Source organism: Pseudomonas sp. B13(2017) (assembly GCF_002113245.1).
Taxonomy (GTDB): domain Bacteria; phylum Pseudomonadota; class Gammaproteobacteria; order Pseudomonadales; family Pseudomonadaceae; genus Aquipseudomonas; species Aquipseudomonas putida_Z.
This window is the reverse complement of record NZ_NEJX01000017.1, coordinates 110,337-125,863: the sequence shown is the minus strand read 5'-3', so window position 1 is coordinate 125,863 and position 15,527 is coordinate 110,337. Positions and strand designations below refer to the sequence as shown.

The following is a 15,527-nucleotide window of genomic DNA, read 5'->3' as shown; positions in this document are numbered from 1 at the left end:
CGGCCGAAGTAGCCGATACATTAACGGCTGGGTTCAATTTCTAGGTGTGAATGATGGAAGAGCAGGGCACAGGTATCCGGGTCGAGGCGCTGTCGGCTGAATTCGAGGCGCAAGCCGCTGCATGGGCACAGCGCCTTGAGTTGCCGCTGCTGGACGATGCTGCCGGGTTTGCCGTGCAGGTGGGCGTTGATGGCTTGCAGATCCAGCAATTGGGCCCGCAGGCCCCGGGGCCGGTGCGGGTCGACTTTGTCGAAGGCCAGGCCGCGCACCGGCGCATGTTCGGTGGTGGCAACGGGCAGATGATCGCCAAGGCGGTGGGCATTGCCCAGGGCGTGCGTCCGCAGGTGCTGGATGCCACTGCCGGGCTGGGCAAGGACGCATTCGTGCTGGCCAGCCTGGGCTGCCAGATGACCCTGATCGAACGCCAGCCGCTGATTGCCGCGTTGCTGGAGGATGGCCTGGCGCGGGCGCGGTCGGATGAAGAGGTGGGGCCGATCGTGGGGCGCATGCGCCTGCTGACCGGCAACGCCATCGAGCGCATGCGCGCCTGGGAGGGCGAGGCGCCACAGGTGATCTACCTCGACCCGATGTTCCCGCACCGGGACAAGAGTGCGCTGGTGAAGAAGGAAATGCGTGTGTTCCGGCCCTTGGTGGGTGATGACCTGGATGCCCCGGCCCTGCTCGAAGCTGCCCTGGCGCTGGCCAGCCACCGGGTGGTGGTGAAGCGGCCGCGCAAGGCGCCGATCATCGACGGGCCGAAGCCGAGCCACAGCCTGGAGGGCAAGTCGAGCCGGTATGACATTTACCCGAAGAAGGCCCTCAAGGCCTGACCTGAGAGCCTCGGTATCCTGTAGGAGCAACTATCTTATGTTGCCTGTAAGGGCCCTATCGCCGGCAAGCCAGCTCCCACAGGTACTGCTCAGGCCTTGAGGACAGTGCGATCAAGGTGGGAGCCGGCTTGCCGGCGATGGGGCCAGTCCTGGCAGCCTGATGTCTCAGGGCTGGAACGCCCGCAGGAACACACCTACCACCTCGCGCACATGCGCCTCGGCCTCATCCCCCTCCAGCGGCCCCGCGCACCCAAGCAGCAACCGGTAATCCGGTGCGCCCTTGACCAGGCAGAAGAAGTGCTCCGCCGCACGCAGCGGGTTGTCGATGCGCAGCAGCCCGCGCTCGTGCGCCCCGCGCAGCAAAGCTTCCATCCCCGCCAGCACGCGCTTGGGCCCGGCTTCGTAGAAGTACTCGCCAAAGCTCGGGTCCAGGCTGCCCTGGGCCATGATCAGGCGGCTGAGCTTGACCGCTTCATCGCTGCTGATCAGTGCCTGGAAGCCACGGGCAATGGTCAGCAGCACCTCTTCCACCGGCGCCCCCTCGGGGTACTCGAACAGCAGGTCGGGCAACTGGATCTGGCAGGTTGCCATGACCGCCGAGGAGAACAGCGTCTGCTTGTCGGTGAAGTGGCTGTATACGGTGAGCTTTGAAACACCTGCCGCCGCAGCGACCGCATCCATGCTGGTGTTGGCGTAGCCAAGGCTGAGGAACAGGGCCTTGGCTGCTTCGAGAATCGCCTCGCGTTTGGCCAGATCCTTGGGCCGGCCCGGGCTGATGGGGGCGTCGTTGGACATTGTGGTCTGCATCTGGTTGAAGAAACACCATCTTAACGGGTCAGGCGCCATCCGGCTAAAGCCTGCGGGCAAAACCTGCTGTTTGTCAGCGAAAAGCTGATCGACAGTGAGGTAGGAGATCGAGTGCAACAAAAGCCCAACGCATGGCGAAAAATTGACGGGATCATTTTAGCGTTCGTAAGTTCGCACCATTCGTCGTTTAATTGACTTTTCGTCTGGTGCAGAAATGCGCCGAGGGGAGGGGGCGACAAGTCTAAGTCCTTGATTTTCAGGCCCGGGGCGCGGTAATTGAGGCGCCGATGCACATGCGCCTCGAGGCGCTGCCTTACGGCGCAAGGGCCTGTCAGTCCGCGCGCTGACCTAGACTCCGCTGAAGGGCCTGTAGGAGAAGGCTTACAAGGGGAGGACATGGAGCGTTTTCATGGGAGGCAGGAAGATGATGCCGGACCCTGTAAAAATGATACGCGTGATGCTGATCGATTGTCGGCCTCTGATGCTGCTGGGGCTTCACGACCTGATAAATGCCAGAAAACCCCGTATGGAAGTGAGTGGCCAGGCCACTACCTATACCCATGCACTGGATCTTGCCGATCAATTGCGGCCCGATGTCATTTTCTTCAGCTTTTTTCCAGATGCGCTGGACCCGCTCGGGGTAGTTGCCGAACTCGCGCGCACTGGCGGAATGAAAGTGCTGGTGCTCAAGGGGGTGTACGAGACCGTCCCCGTTGCCCAGGCCATCGAGGCGGGCGCGCTTGGCATCGTGCTGGCCGAGGATTCAACGGAGTCGATTATCCAGGCCATCATCAAAGTCCACCATTGCGACATCAGGCTGGACAGAGCCTGGGTCAGTGGGCTTTCCGGTTATGCCTCGGCCAGGCATATACCGTTCAGGTGCAATCCGGCGCAGGCGAAACATGCACGGCTGACGTTGCGCGAGCGGGAACTCGTTCGCGCCATCGTTGGTGACCCGTCCGCCAAGTACCTGTGCATTGCCGGCCGCCTGGGTATCAGCGAGCACACCGTGCACAATCACCTCAGCAGCATCTATCAGAAGCTCAACCTCACCAACCGCATCGACTTGCTGATGTATGCGGTGCGGCACGGACTCACCGGTGGCGAAGAGCCGCCTGCGTCCACATGGGGGGAGATGGACTGAATACCCAGTGGCCAGGGCCTTTGGGGGCGAAGCTTGTCGTATCCTGCAAAAGAACACGCTGCGAAGGTAATGCCAGTCAGTTAGCGTCATTGGGGCTGCTGCGCAGCCCATCGCCGGCAAGCCGGGCTCCCACAGGGACCGCGAAAATCTTGAGGTCTGCGCCATACCTGTGGGAGCCGGCTTGCCGGCGATGGGCCGCAAAGCGGCCCCAAATCGCTTAACTGACTGGCATTACGCTGCAAGGGTGGTTTCCAGGCCACCCTCGCAGGTTTTCACGCACGCAATGTTTCAGGCGCTGCCATTGAAGATGTCGTTGTTGACGATATCGACCCCGACCAGGGTGATGGTCGTCGTCTGCCCGCCGGATTCGGCAATGGTCACGATGCTGTCTGCGCCATTGTTGTCGATCGACTGGACGACGGCATTTGGATCGCCATTGAGCACCAGCGTGTCTCGTTGCCCCGCGCCAGCATCGAACCCGCTGACCTGGTAGAGGAGCTGATCGGTCGACAGGTCGATGTTGAAGGCATCGCGCTGGCCGGTCGTGCCAACCAGGGTGAAGTCGAACGGTGCGTTGTCCGGTTCGTTGGCGAACAGGTTGGCGTCGAACGTGCTACTCGCGGAGTCGCCATCTTTGTCCGTCAGCGTCGCACTGAACTGCAATTTGACGTCGCTGGCCAGGTTCTCGGTTTCCTTGATGAACTCGATCACCGGGATCTTGATGTCGCCTCGCCCCATCGTCAGTTGCACTGCGTCAATCAGTGACGAACCTTCCTTCTGGATCAGGAACGACACCTGACCGCCAGCCTCTGGTGTCAGGGTATTCACCTCGGTCAGGTTCGATGTCGTCCCATCCGCGTAGTAGATCCGGTAGTACAGGTCTTCGGTCGCGGTGTTGTAGCCCGCTACGGAGTTGTCGATGAAGACCTTGATGCCCGTCAGCAGCGTCTCCGGGTTGATCACGAAGCTCTCATCGGCGGCGCTGATCGCTGCCAGGTTGTCGCCCTGGAGCAGGTTGTTGGCGACGCCGATGCCGGACGTGCTGACGTTCATGGCCGCAGGGTCGATGTACGACGGCAGGGGATTGGTCTGTAGCGAAGCTTCGGTCGGGTCGGGGGCCCCGAGGCCTATGCCGGTGAAGATGTCTGCCGTCGAGGCGAGTGCTTTGGCGGAGAAGAACACGATCTCCTCGGATGCCGATGGAATGGTCGGGTCATTCGTTTTAGGGATCAGCAGGGTGCGCACAGCGTCCGGGCCGCCGGCATCGAGCGAACCGTCGGCACTGCTGAGCGTGGTGACCGAACTGAAGCCTTGCACCAGGTCCAGTGTATAGCTGCCATTGGCAAAGGCCGTCAGCGTGTAGTCGATCGTGGTGTTGGCCGTTGTGGCGTTATTGTCGAAGTCCCCGGTCAGGGTGCCGGTGAAGTGGAACGCACCATTGGCGTCGGGCGAAGGCGACGTCTCGGTGAGTGTGCCGGTGCCGGTCGTGGTGGTATTGTCTGGCCTGACCAGCGTGAACTGGCCACCCACCAGCGAAATGTCCAGACCGGTCGTTCCCAGGCCGTCGGCGCCGATCGTACTGTTCCAGAACCCATATTGCGGCAGGATACTCCCGGTTCCGATCAGGTTGCCGAAGGCAAGTGTGGGTCCATCATCGTGGAACACCAGGTTCTGCCCGATGTTCAGGGTGGCCTGGGCGCTGTCGCCGTCCTTGTCGGTCTTGGTCGCGGTCAAGGTCACCAGATTGTCGGCGGTCAGGGTCTTCGAATCATCGGGGTTGCTGGCGTCGGGGTGCACGATGGCGCGAAGCTGGTCGAGGGTAACGGAGCCGTTGCTGGCGACGCTGACGGTGAACACCAGGTGGTTGCCGACGGCCGAACGGCCTTCCACCACAGTGCCGTTGAGCGACAGGTTGACTGCCGAGCCGGTAGCCGTGTCGGTCAGGCCGGAGGCGCCGGCCACCACGCCCAGGGCGTAGGTGAGCGTGCCGGCGTCATCGGCACCGAAGGCTGAGGTGAAGTTGGAGGCGAAGCTCTGGGTGGCGTCGGTCGCCAGGAATGTTTCATCGACGGTCAGGACTGGTTCCGTGCCGGTGGTGCTGATGCTCGGGCCATCATCCTTGAACACCAGGTTCTGCCCGATGTTCAGGGTAGCCTGGGCGCTGTCGCCGTCCTTGTCGGTCTTGGTCGCGGTCAAGGTCACCAGGTTGTCGGCGGTCAGGGTCTTCGAGTCATCGGGGTTGTTGGTGTCGGGATGCACGATGGCGCGAAGCTGGTCGAGGGTAACGGAACCGTTGCTGGCGACGCTGACGGTGAACACCAAGTGATTGCCGACGGCCGAACGGCCTTCCACCACGGTGCCATTGAGCGACAGGTTGACTGCCGAGCCGGTAGCCGTGTCGGTCAGGCCGGAAGCGCCTACCACCACGCCCAGGGCGTAGGTGAGCGTACCGGCGCCATCGGCGCCGAAGGCCGAGGTGAAGTTGGCGGCTAAGCTCTGGGTGGCGTCCGTCGTCAGGTCCGTTTCATCGACGGTCAGGACTGGTTCCGTGCCGGTGGTGCTGATGCTCGGGCCGTCATCCTTGAACACCAGGTTCTGGCCGATGTTGAGGGTGGCCTGGGCGCTGTCGCCATCCCCGTCGGTTTTGGTCGCGGTCAAGGTCACCAGGTTGTCGGCGGTCAGGGTCTTCGAGTCATCGGGGTTGTTGGTGTCGGGGTGCACGACGGCGCGAAGCTGGTCGAGGGTGACCTCGCCGTTGCTGGCGACGCTGACGGTGAACACCAGATGGTTACCGACGGCCGAACGGCCTTCCACTATGGTGCCATTGAGCGACAGGTTGACTGCCGAGCCGGTGGCCGTGTCGGTCAGGCCGGAAGCGCCTGCCACCACGCCAAGGGCGTAGGTGAGCGTACCGGCACCATCGGCGCCGAAGGCCGAGGTGAAGTTGGCGGCGAAGCTCTGGGTGGCGTCCGTCGTCAGGTCCGTTTCATCGACGGTCAGGACTGGTTCCGTGCCGGTGGTGCTGATGCTCGGGCCGTCATCCTTGAACACCAGGTTCTGGCCGATGTTGAGGGTGGCCTGGGCGCTGTCGCCGTCCTTGTCGGTCTTGGTCGCGGTCAAGGTCACCAGATTGTCGGCGGTCAGGGTCTTCGAGTCATCGGGGTTGTTGGTGTCGGGGTGCACGATGGCGCGAAGCTGGTCGAGGGTGACTTCGCCGTTGCTGGCGACGCTGACGGTGAACACCAGGAGGTTGGTGGTGGCCGTGCGGCCTTCAACCACGGTGCCGTTGAGCGACAGGTTGACCGCCTCGCCGGTGGCCGTGTCGGTCAGGCCGGAGGCGCCTGCCACCACGCCCAGGGCGTAGGTGAGCGTACCGGCACCATCGGCGCCGAAGGCCGAGGTGAAGTTGGCGGCGAAGCTTTGCGTGGCATTGGTCGTCAGGTCCGTTTCATCGACGGTCAGGACCGGTTCAGTGCCGGTGGTACTGATGCTCGGGCCGTCATCCTTGAATACCAGGTTCTGGCCGATGTTGAGGGTAGCCTGGGCGCTGTCGCCGTCCTTGTCGGTCTTGGTCGCGGTCAAGGTCACCAGGTTGTCGGAGGTCAGGGTCTTCGAGTCATCGGGGTTGTTGGTGTCGGGATGCACGATGGCGCGGAGCTGGTCGAGGGTAACGGAACCGTTGCTGGCGACGCTGACGGTGAACACCAGAAGGTTGGTGGTGGCCGTGCGGCCTTCCACCACGGTGCCATTGAGCGACAGGTTGACCGCCTCGCCGGTGGCCGTGTCGGTCAGGCCGGAGGCACCCGCCACCACGCCCAGGGCGTAGGTGAGCGTACCGGCGCCATCGGCGCCGAAGGCCGAGGTGAAGTTGGCGGCGAAGCTCTGCGTGGCGTCGGTCGCCAGGATTGTTTCATCGACAGTCAGGACCGGTTCCGTACCCGTGGCGCTGATACTGGGCCCATCGTCTTCGAAGCTCATCTTGGAGCCGATTTCGGCGGTTGCGGTAGAAACCTGGCGCAGCATGAAACCGCCGATATCGAAGTCGGCATGTTCATTGCCTTTGGCGTCGACGGCGGCCCCATTCTCGACGAGTACGCGGTTGTGATCCTGTGTGGTGGTGTACTCGATCTTCTGGCCGGCTTTGATGCCGGTGAGGGTGGCGACGCCGGAAGCAAAGCTGATGACGATGCTCGGGTCATTCACCGACCCGTTTGAGTTCTCGATCACCTGGCCAGTGGCGATATTGATGACGCGAACGTTGGTGATCGCCACCGTGGCATCGTTGGCGTAGCCATTGACGAAATTCACGCCAGGTTCAGCGGCGGTGCTGAAGGCGCTGATCCTGACCACGGCGCTCTTGCCGCTTTGCAACTGCACGACATCGAACGTGGCCGACTTTGCATTGAACACGGCGGTGAAGTCGACGTTAGCTTCGATATCCGCTTCGTTCTGGTCCAGGTTGGGAATGGTCACATTCTGCCGGGCGCCGGTGACAAAGGTAAAACGGACACCTTCCTGTTCCACGATCATCTGGTTGTTGGTGCCGAAGGTGGTCGGGCCGCCCGCCTGGCTGGTATTGATCGTATCGCCCGTGGTGATGTTGGCACCGCTCGACTGGTCGGCCGGGTCCTTGCCGGTGGCGATGATCGTCGGGTCGGTGATGCGCAGGATGCCGCCATCATTGACGACGGTCGGGTTCGCGGTGGTGAACATCAGGAACAGGTTCTGGCCGGAGGGTGCGTTGGCCAGGCTGAATGCCAGATCCTGGTTGGTGCCGATGAACACCTTGTTCAGCAGATTGAGCGTGTCGTCGGGGTTGCTCGTGTCCGGATGCTTCAGCGGCTGGTATTCCACCGTCCAGATCTTGCCGCCGCTGACGGGCGATCCCGTTTCTTCGATATAGCCCGCGAAGATGATCGCGCCTGTCGGCCCGCCAGCGCGGCCCAGCACGATGTTGTTGTTGGTATCGGTGTAGAGCAGGATATCGACGCCATTGAGGGTATCCAGCCCGCTGTCCAAGCCATTGAGAGGCGCGCCAGCGCTGTCGGTGAAGCTGATGTCGGTGATGCTGCCTCCCGATACCGGGGTGATGCTGAACGCATTGCTCCCGGTGTTGCCGACGGCGCCGGTATAGCCGCTCAAGGCGGCACCTGCCGGGGTACCGGCCCCCAGTGTGGTCAAGCGGGTCGAAAAGGCGGAGGGCAGGGACGCCACCAGGATGTCGTTGTCGTCGGCATCCGAGGCCGGGGTTGTTGTGGCTGTGCCGTTCTGCAACGCGGCCGTTTCGTCCAGCGTCACGCTCACACCGGTCGCGGTGATGATCGGCGCGCTGTCTGTGAACGAGGCCGTGGCCATCACGTCGTCAGCACTGCCTAACACTTGGTCGGCACCCGCGGCCGTCGCGCTGAGCAGGAAGGTGGCGCCCGCCGAGTCGTCGGGGTTGACGTACCACGAGGTGGTGATGCTGCCGTTGACCTGGCCGTCGAGATCGTCAGCGCCGCCGTCGGTCACGTACCAGGGGGTGTGACCTTCGCCGGAGCTGGTGGCGAGTACATCGTCGGGGGTGCCCCACAGCTTGTCCGCACCGGCGTCCGTGACATGGTCCACCTCGAATGCGACCGTGCTTCCCGCCGCAAAGCCGCTGGCCGTGATGGTGGCAGTGCTGCCAGGGCTATAGTCGCTCAGGTCGGTGGTAACGGTTGGTGAGGAGATGGGGGGTAGGTCGTCGCCGGAGGGGCTGCTGTGTTTGTCCGTTGGCGAGGCGTTCTTCTTGCGAATAGTCATGGCTCTCTCCCAGGCACTGCCGGTTGTCGAGGCCAGATCGCAGGCCCCAGTTACAGGCTTCAACTATGGCGAAGCGCCATGAGCCGCGCATCGGCTGATACTCCCAGGCGGGGTGGGAGTATCGGACTACATGGCACTGGCGCCGGGAGGCCGAAGACGCACGGTCCCCTGCCGTTCAGCGCGCGCCTGTCGTATTCGGCTGCAGCCTCTTCCCGGCATCCGTTGCCTGACTTAATATACTCTCCAGTACAAATATTGAATGTGCCCTCCGCGAAAGGATTCATCATGTTGCGCCATGCCTTGTCCATCGCTCTGTCCGCCGCTGCCGTGCTGTTGCTGGCGGCGTGCGGCCAGGAAGCCGCCCCACCTGCTGTGCCGCGCCCGGCGCTGGTGGTGCAGCCGCAGCCGGCCGAAGCCGCTGCCGACAGTTACCCCGGCGAAGTGCGGGCGCGCTTCGAGCCGGAACTGGCTTTCCGCATTGGCGGCAAGGTCAACAAGCGCCTGGTCGAGGAAGGGCAGCGGGTCAAGGCCGACCAGCCGCTGGCCGAGCTGGACCCGCAGGATGTGCGCCTGCAACTGGAAGCCAACCGTGCCCAGCTGGCGGCCGCCGAGGCCAACCTGTCGCTGGTGCGCGCCGAGCGCGATCGCTACCAGAAGCTGCTGGACCGGCAGATGGTCAGCCATTCCCAGTTCGATAACGCCGAAAACCTCTACCGCGCCGGCCTGGCCCGGCTGAAACAGGCCAAGGCCGAGTTCGACGTGGCTGGCAACCAGGCTGAATACGCTGTGCTGCGCGCACCCCAGGCCGGGGTGATCGCCAAGCGCCAGGTGGAAGTGGGCCAGGTGGTCGCCGCAGGGCAGACCGTGTTCACCCTGGCCGCCGATGGCGAGCGGGAAGTGGCCATCGGCCTGCCGGAGCAGCAGTTCGCCCGCTTCGCCGTGGGCCAGCCGGTGAGCGTGGAGCTGTGGTCGCACCCGCAAGAGCGCTTCCAGGGGCGTATCCGCGAGTTGTCACCGGCCGCCGACCCGCGTTCGCGCACCTTCGCTGCCCGCATCGCCTTTACCACGGCCGCCACGCCGGCGGAGCTGGGCCAGAGCGCCCGGGTGTTCATCGCCCACGAAGGGCTGATCCCGCTGGCGGTACCGCTGTCGGCAGTCACTGCGGAAAACGGCCAGGCCTACGTCTGGCGGGTCAACAAGGACAGCCGCCTGGAGCGGGCAGTGGTGCGCCTGGGGCCCTACGGCGCCGACAGCGTACCCGTGCTCGAAGGCCTCGCCCCCGGCGACTGGGTCGTCGCCGCGGGTGGCCATGTATTGCGCGAGGGCCAGGAAATACGCCCCGTGGACCGTACCAACCGCGTAGTGAACCTGACGGCCAAGGAGTAAGTCCCGATGGGTTTCAACCTTTCTGCCTGGGCGCTGCGCAACCGCCAGATCGTCCTGTTCCTGATGATCCTGCTGGCGGCCATTGGCGCCATGTCCTACACCAAGCTCGGCCAGAGCGAGGACCCGCCGTTCACTTTCAAGGCCATGGTCATCCGTACCCTGTGGCCCGGTGCCACTGCCGAGGAAGTGTCGCGCCAGGTCACCGAGCGCATCGAGAAGAAGCTGATGGAAACCGGCGAGTACGAGCGGATCGTGTCGTTCTCCCGCCCGGGCGAATCGCAGGTCACCTTCATGGCCCGCGACTCGCTGCATTCCAAGGACATCCCCGAGCTGTGGTACCAGATCCGCAAGAAGGTCGCGGACATCCGCCACACCTTGCCGCCGGAAATCCAGGGCCCGTTCTTCAATGACGAGTTCGGCACCACCTTCGGCAATATCTATGCGCTGACGGGTGAGGGCTTCGATTACGCGGTGCTCAAGGACTATGCCGACCGTATCCAGATCCAGTTGCAGCGGGTCAAGGACGTCGGCAAGGTCGAGCTGATCGGCCTGCAGGACGAGAAAATCTGGATCGAGCTGTCCAACCTCAAGCTGGCCACCCTCGGCGTGCCGCTGGAGGCCGTGCAGCAGGCCCTGCAGGAGCAGAATGCGGTCAGCACCGCCGGCTTCTTCGAAACGCCCAGCGAGCGCCTGCAACTGCGGGTGAGCGGGCGCTTCGACAGCGTCGAGCAGATTCGCCAGTTCCCCATCCGCGTGGGGGACCGCACCTTCCGTATCGGCGATGTGGCCGAGGTGCACCGCGGCTTCAACGACCCGCCCGCACCGCGCATGCGCTTCATGGGCGAGGATGCCATTGGCCTGGCGGTTTCGATGAAGGACGGCGGCGACATTCTGGTGCTGGGCAAGGCATTGGAAAGCGAGTTCGAGCGCCTGGCGCGCAGCCTGCCGGCCGGCATGGAGCTGCGCAAGGTCTCGGACCAGCCAGCGGCGGTCAAGGCTGGCGTGGGCGAGTTTGTCCAGGTGCTGGTCGAGGCGCTGGTCATCGTGCTGCTGGTGAGCTTCTTCTCGCTGGGCCTGCGCACGGGGCTGGTGGTGGCACTGGCCATCCCGTTGGTGCTGGCCATGACCTTCGCCGCCATGCACTACTTTGGCATCGGCCTGCACAAGATCTCCCTTGGCGCGCTGGTGCTGGCCCTGGGCTTGTTGGTCGATGACGCGATCATTGCCGTGGAGATGATGGCGATCAAGATGGAGCAGGGCTACGACCGCCTCAAGGCGGCCAGCTACGCCTGGAGCAGCACCGCCTTCCCGATGCTCACCGGCACCCTGATCACGGCGGCGGGCTTCCTGCCCATTGCCACGGCAGCCTCCAGTACGGGCGAATACACCCGTTCGATCTTCCAGGTGGTGACCATCGCCTTGCTGACCTCCTGGGTGGCCGCCGTGGTATTCGTGCCTTACCTGGGCGAGCGCCTGCTGCCGGACCTGGCCAAGCTGCATGCCGCGCGCCATGGCAAGGACGGCCACGCGCCAGACCCTTACGCCACACCGTTCTACCAGCGTGTACGGCGTGTGGTGGAGTGGTGCGTGCGGCGGCGCAAGACGGTGATCTTGCTGACCATTGCCGCCTTTGTCGGCAGTATCCTGCTGTTCCGCTTCGTGCCCCAGCAGTTCTTCCCGGCCTCCGGGCGCCCGGAGTTGATGGTCGACCTGAAACTGGCCGAGGGTGCCTCGCTGGCCAACACCGCCGAGCGGGTCAAGCAACTGGAGGCGTTGCTCAAGCAGCAGGAGGGTATCGACAACTACGTGGCCTATGTGGGCACCGGTTCGCCGCGTTTCTACCTGCCGCTGGACCAGCAGCTGCCTGCGGCCAGCTTCGCCCAGTTCGTGGTACTGGCCAAGTCGATGGAAGACCGCGAGCGCCTGCGCAGCTGGCTGATCAGCACCGTGGACCAGCAGTTCCCCGACCTGCGTGCCCGGGTCACCCGCCTGGAAAACGGCCCGCCCGTGGGTTACCCGGTGCAGTTCCGGGTGACTGGCGAGCACATCGAGAAGGCCCGTGCGCTGGCCCGCGAAGTGGCCGACAAGGTGCGCCAGAACCCGCATGTGGTTAACGTTCACCTGGACTGGGAGGAGCCGAGCAAGGCGGTGTTCCTCGAGATCGACCAGGACCGCGCCCGCGCCCTGGGCGTGAGCACCGCGCACCTGTCGAGCTTCCTGCAAAGCTCGCTGACCGGCACCACGGTCAGCCAGTACCGCGAGGACAACGAGCTGATCGAGATCCTGCTGCGCGGCACCCGGCAGGAACGCAACGAGCTGGGCAACCTCGGCAGCCTGGCATTGCCGACCGACAATGGCCAGAGCGTGGCGCTGTCGCAGGTTGCGACCCTGGAGTACGGCTTCGAGGAAGGCATCATCTGGCACCGTAACCGCTTGCCGACGGTGACCGTGCGCGCCGATATCTACGACAAGGAGCAGCCGGCGACGCTGGTGAAGCAGATCGAGCCGACCCTGCATGACATCCGCGCCAAGCTGCCGGATGGCTATTTGCTGGAAGTGGGCGGCACGGTGGAGGACTCAGAGCGCGGGCAGAAGTCGGTGAATGCCGGCATGCCGCTGTTCGTGGTGGTGGTGCTGAGCTTGCTGATGATCCAGCTGCGCAGCTTCTCGCGCACGGTGATGGTGTTCCTCACTGCGCCGCTGGGGCTGATTGGCGTGACCTTGTTCCTGCTGGTGTTCCGCCAGCCGTTCGGTTTTGTCGCCATGCTCGGCACCATTGCCCTGGCGGGGATGATCATGCGCAACTCGGTGATCCTGGTGGACCAGATCGAGCAGGACATCGCGGCGGGACTGGAGCGCTGGCAGGCGATCATCGAAGCCACGGTGCGGCGCTTCCGCCCGATCGTGCTGACTGCACTGGCAGCGGTGCTGGCGATGATTCCGTTGTCGCGCAGTGTGTTCTACGGGCCGATGGCGGTGGCGATCATGGGCGGGTTGATCGTGGCCACGGTGCTGACCCTGCTGTTCTTGCCGGCGTTGTATGCGGCTTGGTTCAGGGTGAAGAAGAGCTGAAGGCCGCAGGGGAGGGCTTTGCCCTCCTATCGCGACACAAGGCCGCTCCCACAAAGGTCCTGCATTCGCCGATCTATGTAGGAGCGGCCTTGTGTCGCGATGGGCTGCAAAGCAGCCCCCAGGGGGCCCTCAGAGGGCGCCGAAGACCTTCTTGGCCAGGCTGGTAGCCGCTTCAGCCGGGTTCTGGCGAATGCTCTGCTCCTGCTTGGCAATCATCTCGAACAGGCCATCCAGTGCCTTTTCAGTCACGTAGTTCTCGATGCTGGCGCTCTTGGCATCGACCACACCCAACGCCACGGCCTGCCCGGCAAAGTTGTTGTACTGCTGAGCCAGGCCAACCTTGTCGGTAGCCTGCTTGACGATCGGCAGGAACTTGGCGCGGATCTGCTCGCGGCTGCTCTTGTTCAGGTACTGGGTGGCCGAGTCGTCACCGCCGCTGAGGATGCCCTTGGCATCGGTCACGCTCATGTTCTTCACGGCATCTACCAGAATCGCCTGGGCCTGCGGCACGGCAGCCTCGGCGGCCTTGTTCATGCTGGTTTCCAGGGCTTCGACCTGTTCACCCTTGCCGAACATCTTCATCGCCTTGGCGGCCTTGCCCAGGTCGCCTGGCAGTTCGATACGCACGTCCGGGTTGTTGCTGAAGCCGCCCGGGGTGCTCAGCTGCTTGACGGCCAGTTGTGCGCCTTGGGTCAGGGCATCCTTCAGGCCGCCGGTGGCGTCTTTCTGGGTCAGGTCGCCCAGCGACAGGGCCAGGGCACTGGCCGACAGCAGCAGGCCGGCGCACAGGGTGGTGAAACGCAGGGAGGTGCGGATCATGAAGCTTTCCTTGTAGACAGATGAATACGGGTATCAGCGGACTGGATCGACCTTGATCCGCACGGGCTGTGGGGCACTGCCGTCGAGCATGACGCCGTGGTGTTCGGTGTTGATGAACAGCAGCTTGCCGTCCAGCTCGATGCGCGCGCTTACCGCATAGCGGTGGCCGGGCTTGACCTGGGCCGGGTCGTAGGTGAGGTGGAACGGCAGCGGTACGTTGCCTTTGACCGGGCCGGCCTGACGGGCCAGGGTCACCGCCGGGGCGTCCATCAGCGAAACGTCCTGCAGTTCCACGCTGAGGGTGGCGGCAGGTGGCAGGGCGCTGCGCTGCAGGTAGAAGACTTCGCCATCCAGGCTGGCCTGGTTGGACGGGGTGTGGCTGGAACAGGCTGCGAGCAAGGATGCGCAACACAGCATAAAGAGCTTTTTCATGGTATCTCCGAAGTCCTTGGCGTTGGCTTGTGGCCAACCCCAGGGACTTTAGCGGATTTCTTCTGGTGGGTCCTTGATGAAGATGCGACAAAGAGTGGGGAGAGCAAGGCGAAGCGCAATATTCAGCTACGGCGCGGCGGTCGCAGGCTGATTGTCTCCAGTTCGGTAACGCTTGGAAGGGTCAGGCCGCGCAGCGTTCGCCCGGCATATGGGGTCATGGTCTGTGGGTCGTAGTAGGCCACGCGCAGAAGCAAGGGTTCGTCGTCATTGACTGTGTTGCCATCCAGGTATGTGGTAAGCGTCAGGGGGGCCTGCGTCGGCCACAGGGTGGCACCGGCAATGTAGCTGGAGTTTCTGTTGCTGTAACCGTCTTCCTGGGTCCGATACAGGCCGAGTGTCATGAGCGCCTGCCGCTTTAGCAACTCTTCGGGAATCTCAATGATGTTCTTCATCTCGATGATCGCGGGCGACAGGGGCGGCTGACCTTGCTCGCCAGGCTGGGCGGGTATCCTCAGGACCATGGGAGGGTTTGGCTCAGACTGGTTGATTGCAAGTGGCATCGACAGGTTCAAGCCGTTTGGCTCTTCATTGACGCCAACGCCATAACTGGCCACCAGCGTTGGTTTGGCACCTTCCGGCAGGCTATTGCGGTCCAGCAGCAAGCTGAATGGCATTGTGGCGCCAAGTGTCTGGCATCCCCAGGTGGCCAGGATGATCTTGTTCTCATCCGTGCCCAGCTGTACGCGTACGCCAACGTGTGGTGCGCCTTCAGCTGTATGGATGCACGACGGGACCACCACGGTCCCGCAAATCTCGATGAAGTTGGCGGGGAGCATGTTGATTTTCCTCGGTTCAGTCTTGGGTACAGGTGGCCAGTCAACCAGCGAGGTCGTCGCTGAGCAGGGGACCGTTTTCGGTGGCAACCAGATCGACAGTTACCCGTTGTGTACCCGATACCGTGGCTGGTTCTATCGAGTGACGGCTGGTGTTGATGTAGCGCAGCTGGCCGTTTATCTCGATGCGCGCGGCGAGGGCATAGCTGCGGCGTGGGTCGATAAGGCTGGTATCAAAAGTCAGCGGCAGATTGATCGGCATCAGGCCGCCACAGCGCAGACGCAACTCGGCAAGGCTGATGGAGCGCGCATCTGCCTTCGAGATATCGATCAGCTTCAATTCAACCAGGCCGGACGGTGCGAGCGTGTTATCGCCTGAGGAAACTATTTCAACGTCCAGCGTCTTCATTTGAGTCATGT

General features: G+C 63.5%; 10 protein-coding genes. 4 read left to right on the top strand and 6 right to left on the bottom strand.

Annotated features, from left to right (window positions below; all coding sequences use genetic code 11):
- The first annotated feature begins 53 nt into the window (after positions 1-53).
- The gene (locus CAG44_RS20780) at positions 54-830 is read left to right on the top strand and encodes a class I SAM-dependent methyltransferase (RefSeq protein ID WP_085664583.1); all 777 of its coding nucleotides are present in this window, start codon (positions 54-56) and stop codon (positions 828-830) included.
- Between the two features lie 165 nt (positions 831-995).
- Here CAG44_RS20780 and CAG44_RS20775 read toward each other — a convergent pair whose 3' ends face one another.
- Positions 996-1,637 carry a TetR/AcrR family transcriptional regulator gene (locus CAG44_RS20775; RefSeq protein ID WP_085587648.1) on the bottom strand — a complete coding sequence of 214 codons (642 nt, stop codon included), beginning with the start codon at positions 1,635-1,637 and terminating at the stop codon, positions 996-998.
- 427 nt (positions 1,638-2,064) lie between these two features.
- Between CAG44_RS20775 and CAG44_RS20770 the strand changes: the two genes are divergently transcribed.
- Positions 2,065-2,781: a response regulator transcription factor gene (locus CAG44_RS20770; protein ID WP_085587698.1), complete on the top strand. Its 717-nt coding sequence runs from the start codon at positions 2,065-2,067 to the stop codon at positions 2,779-2,781.
- Positions 2,782-3,069: 288 nt separating this feature from the next.
- Here the strand turns inward: CAG44_RS20770 and CAG44_RS20765 are convergent, their stop codons facing one another.
- Positions 3,070-8,565 (bottom strand): DUF5801 repeats-in-toxin domain-containing protein, encoded by a 5,496-nt coding sequence (locus CAG44_RS20765; RefSeq protein WP_256576767.1) that lies wholly within the window; start codon positions 8,563-8,565, stop codon positions 3,070-3,072.
- Positions 8,566-8,850: 285 nt separating this feature from the next.
- Between CAG44_RS20765 and CAG44_RS20760 the strand changes: the two genes are divergently transcribed.
- The gene (locus CAG44_RS20760; RefSeq protein WP_085692894.1) at positions 8,851-9,951 is read left to right on the top strand and encodes an efflux RND transporter periplasmic adaptor subunit; all 1,101 of its coding nucleotides are present in this window, start codon (positions 8,851-8,853) and stop codon (positions 9,949-9,951) included.
- 6 nt (positions 9,952-9,957) lie between these two features.
- Positions 9,958-13,023 carry an efflux RND transporter permease subunit gene (locus tag CAG44_RS20755; protein WP_085692893.1) on the top strand — a complete coding sequence of 1,022 codons (3,066 nt, stop codon included), beginning with the start codon at positions 9,958-9,960 and terminating at the stop codon, positions 13,021-13,023.
- A gap of 129 nt (positions 13,024-13,152) precedes the next feature.
- On the opposite strand, the gene CAG44_RS20750 is transcribed toward CAG44_RS20755, so the two are convergent.
- The 4 genes from CAG44_RS20750 to CAG44_RS20735 all read right to left on the bottom strand — a co-directional run bounded on the left by CAG44_RS20750 (position 13,153) and on the right by CAG44_RS20735 (position 15,525).
- The gene (locus CAG44_RS20750; protein WP_085692892.1) at positions 13,153-13,842 is read right to left on the bottom strand and encodes a DUF4197 domain-containing protein; all 690 of its coding nucleotides are present in this window, start codon (positions 13,840-13,842) and stop codon (positions 13,153-13,155) included.
- 33 nt (positions 13,843-13,875) lie between these two features.
- Positions 13,876-14,274 carry a YbaY family lipoprotein gene (locus CAG44_RS20745; RefSeq protein WP_085692891.1) on the bottom strand — a complete coding sequence of 133 codons (399 nt, stop codon included), beginning with the start codon at positions 14,272-14,274 and terminating at the stop codon, positions 13,876-13,878.
- Positions 14,275-14,396: 122 nt separating this feature from the next.
- The gene (locus tag CAG44_RS20740) at positions 14,397-15,110 is read right to left on the bottom strand and encodes a hypothetical protein (protein ID WP_085692890.1); all 714 of its coding nucleotides are present in this window, start codon (positions 15,108-15,110) and stop codon (positions 14,397-14,399) included.
- A 40-nt stretch (positions 15,111-15,150) separates the two neighbouring features.
- Entirely contained in the window at positions 15,151-15,525 is a 375-nt protein-coding gene (locus tag CAG44_RS20735) for a YbaY family lipoprotein (RefSeq protein ID WP_085692889.1), read from the bottom strand.
- Between the last annotated feature and the right edge of the window lie 2 nt (positions 15,526-15,527).

What these genes read in the sequence shown, in the direction of transcription:
- CAG44_RS20780 (WP_085664583.1), top strand. Translation starts at nt 54, where the DNA reads ATGGAAGAGCAGGGCACAGGTATCCGGGTCGAGGCGCTGTCGGCTGAA.
- CAG44_RS20755 (WP_085692893.1), top strand. Translation starts at nt 9,958, where the DNA reads ATGGGTTTCAACCTTTCTGCCTGGGCGCTGCGCAACCGCCAGATCGTC.
- CAG44_RS20745 (WP_085692891.1), bottom strand. Translation starts at nt 14,274, where the DNA reads ATGAAAAAGCTCTTTATGCTGTGTTGCGCATCCTTGCTCGCAGCCTGT.
- CAG44_RS20735 (WP_085692889.1), bottom strand. Translation starts at nt 15,525, where the DNA reads ATGACTCAAATGAAGACGCTGGACGTTGAAATAGTTTCCTCAGGCGAT.
- CAG44_RS20765 (WP_256576767.1), bottom strand. Translation starts at nt 8,565, where the DNA reads ATGACTATTCGCAAGAAGAACGCCTCGCCAACGGACAAACACAGCAGC.
- CAG44_RS20770 (WP_085587698.1), top strand. Translation starts at nt 2,065, where the DNA reads ATGCCGGACCCTGTAAAAATGATACGCGTGATGCTGATCGATTGTCGG.
- CAG44_RS20775 (WP_085587648.1), bottom strand. Translation starts at nt 1,637, where the DNA reads ATGCAGACCACAATGTCCAACGACGCCCCCATCAGCCCGGGCCGGCCC.
- CAG44_RS20760 (WP_085692894.1), top strand. Translation starts at nt 8,851, where the DNA reads ATGTTGCGCCATGCCTTGTCCATCGCTCTGTCCGCCGCTGCCGTGCTG.
- CAG44_RS20750 (WP_085692892.1), bottom strand. Translation starts at nt 13,842, where the DNA reads ATGATCCGCACCTCCCTGCGTTTCACCACCCTGTGCGCCGGCCTGCTG.
- CAG44_RS20740 (WP_085692890.1), bottom strand. Translation starts at nt 15,110, where the DNA reads ATGCTCCCCGCCAACTTCATCGAGATTTGCGGGACCGTGGTGGTCCCG.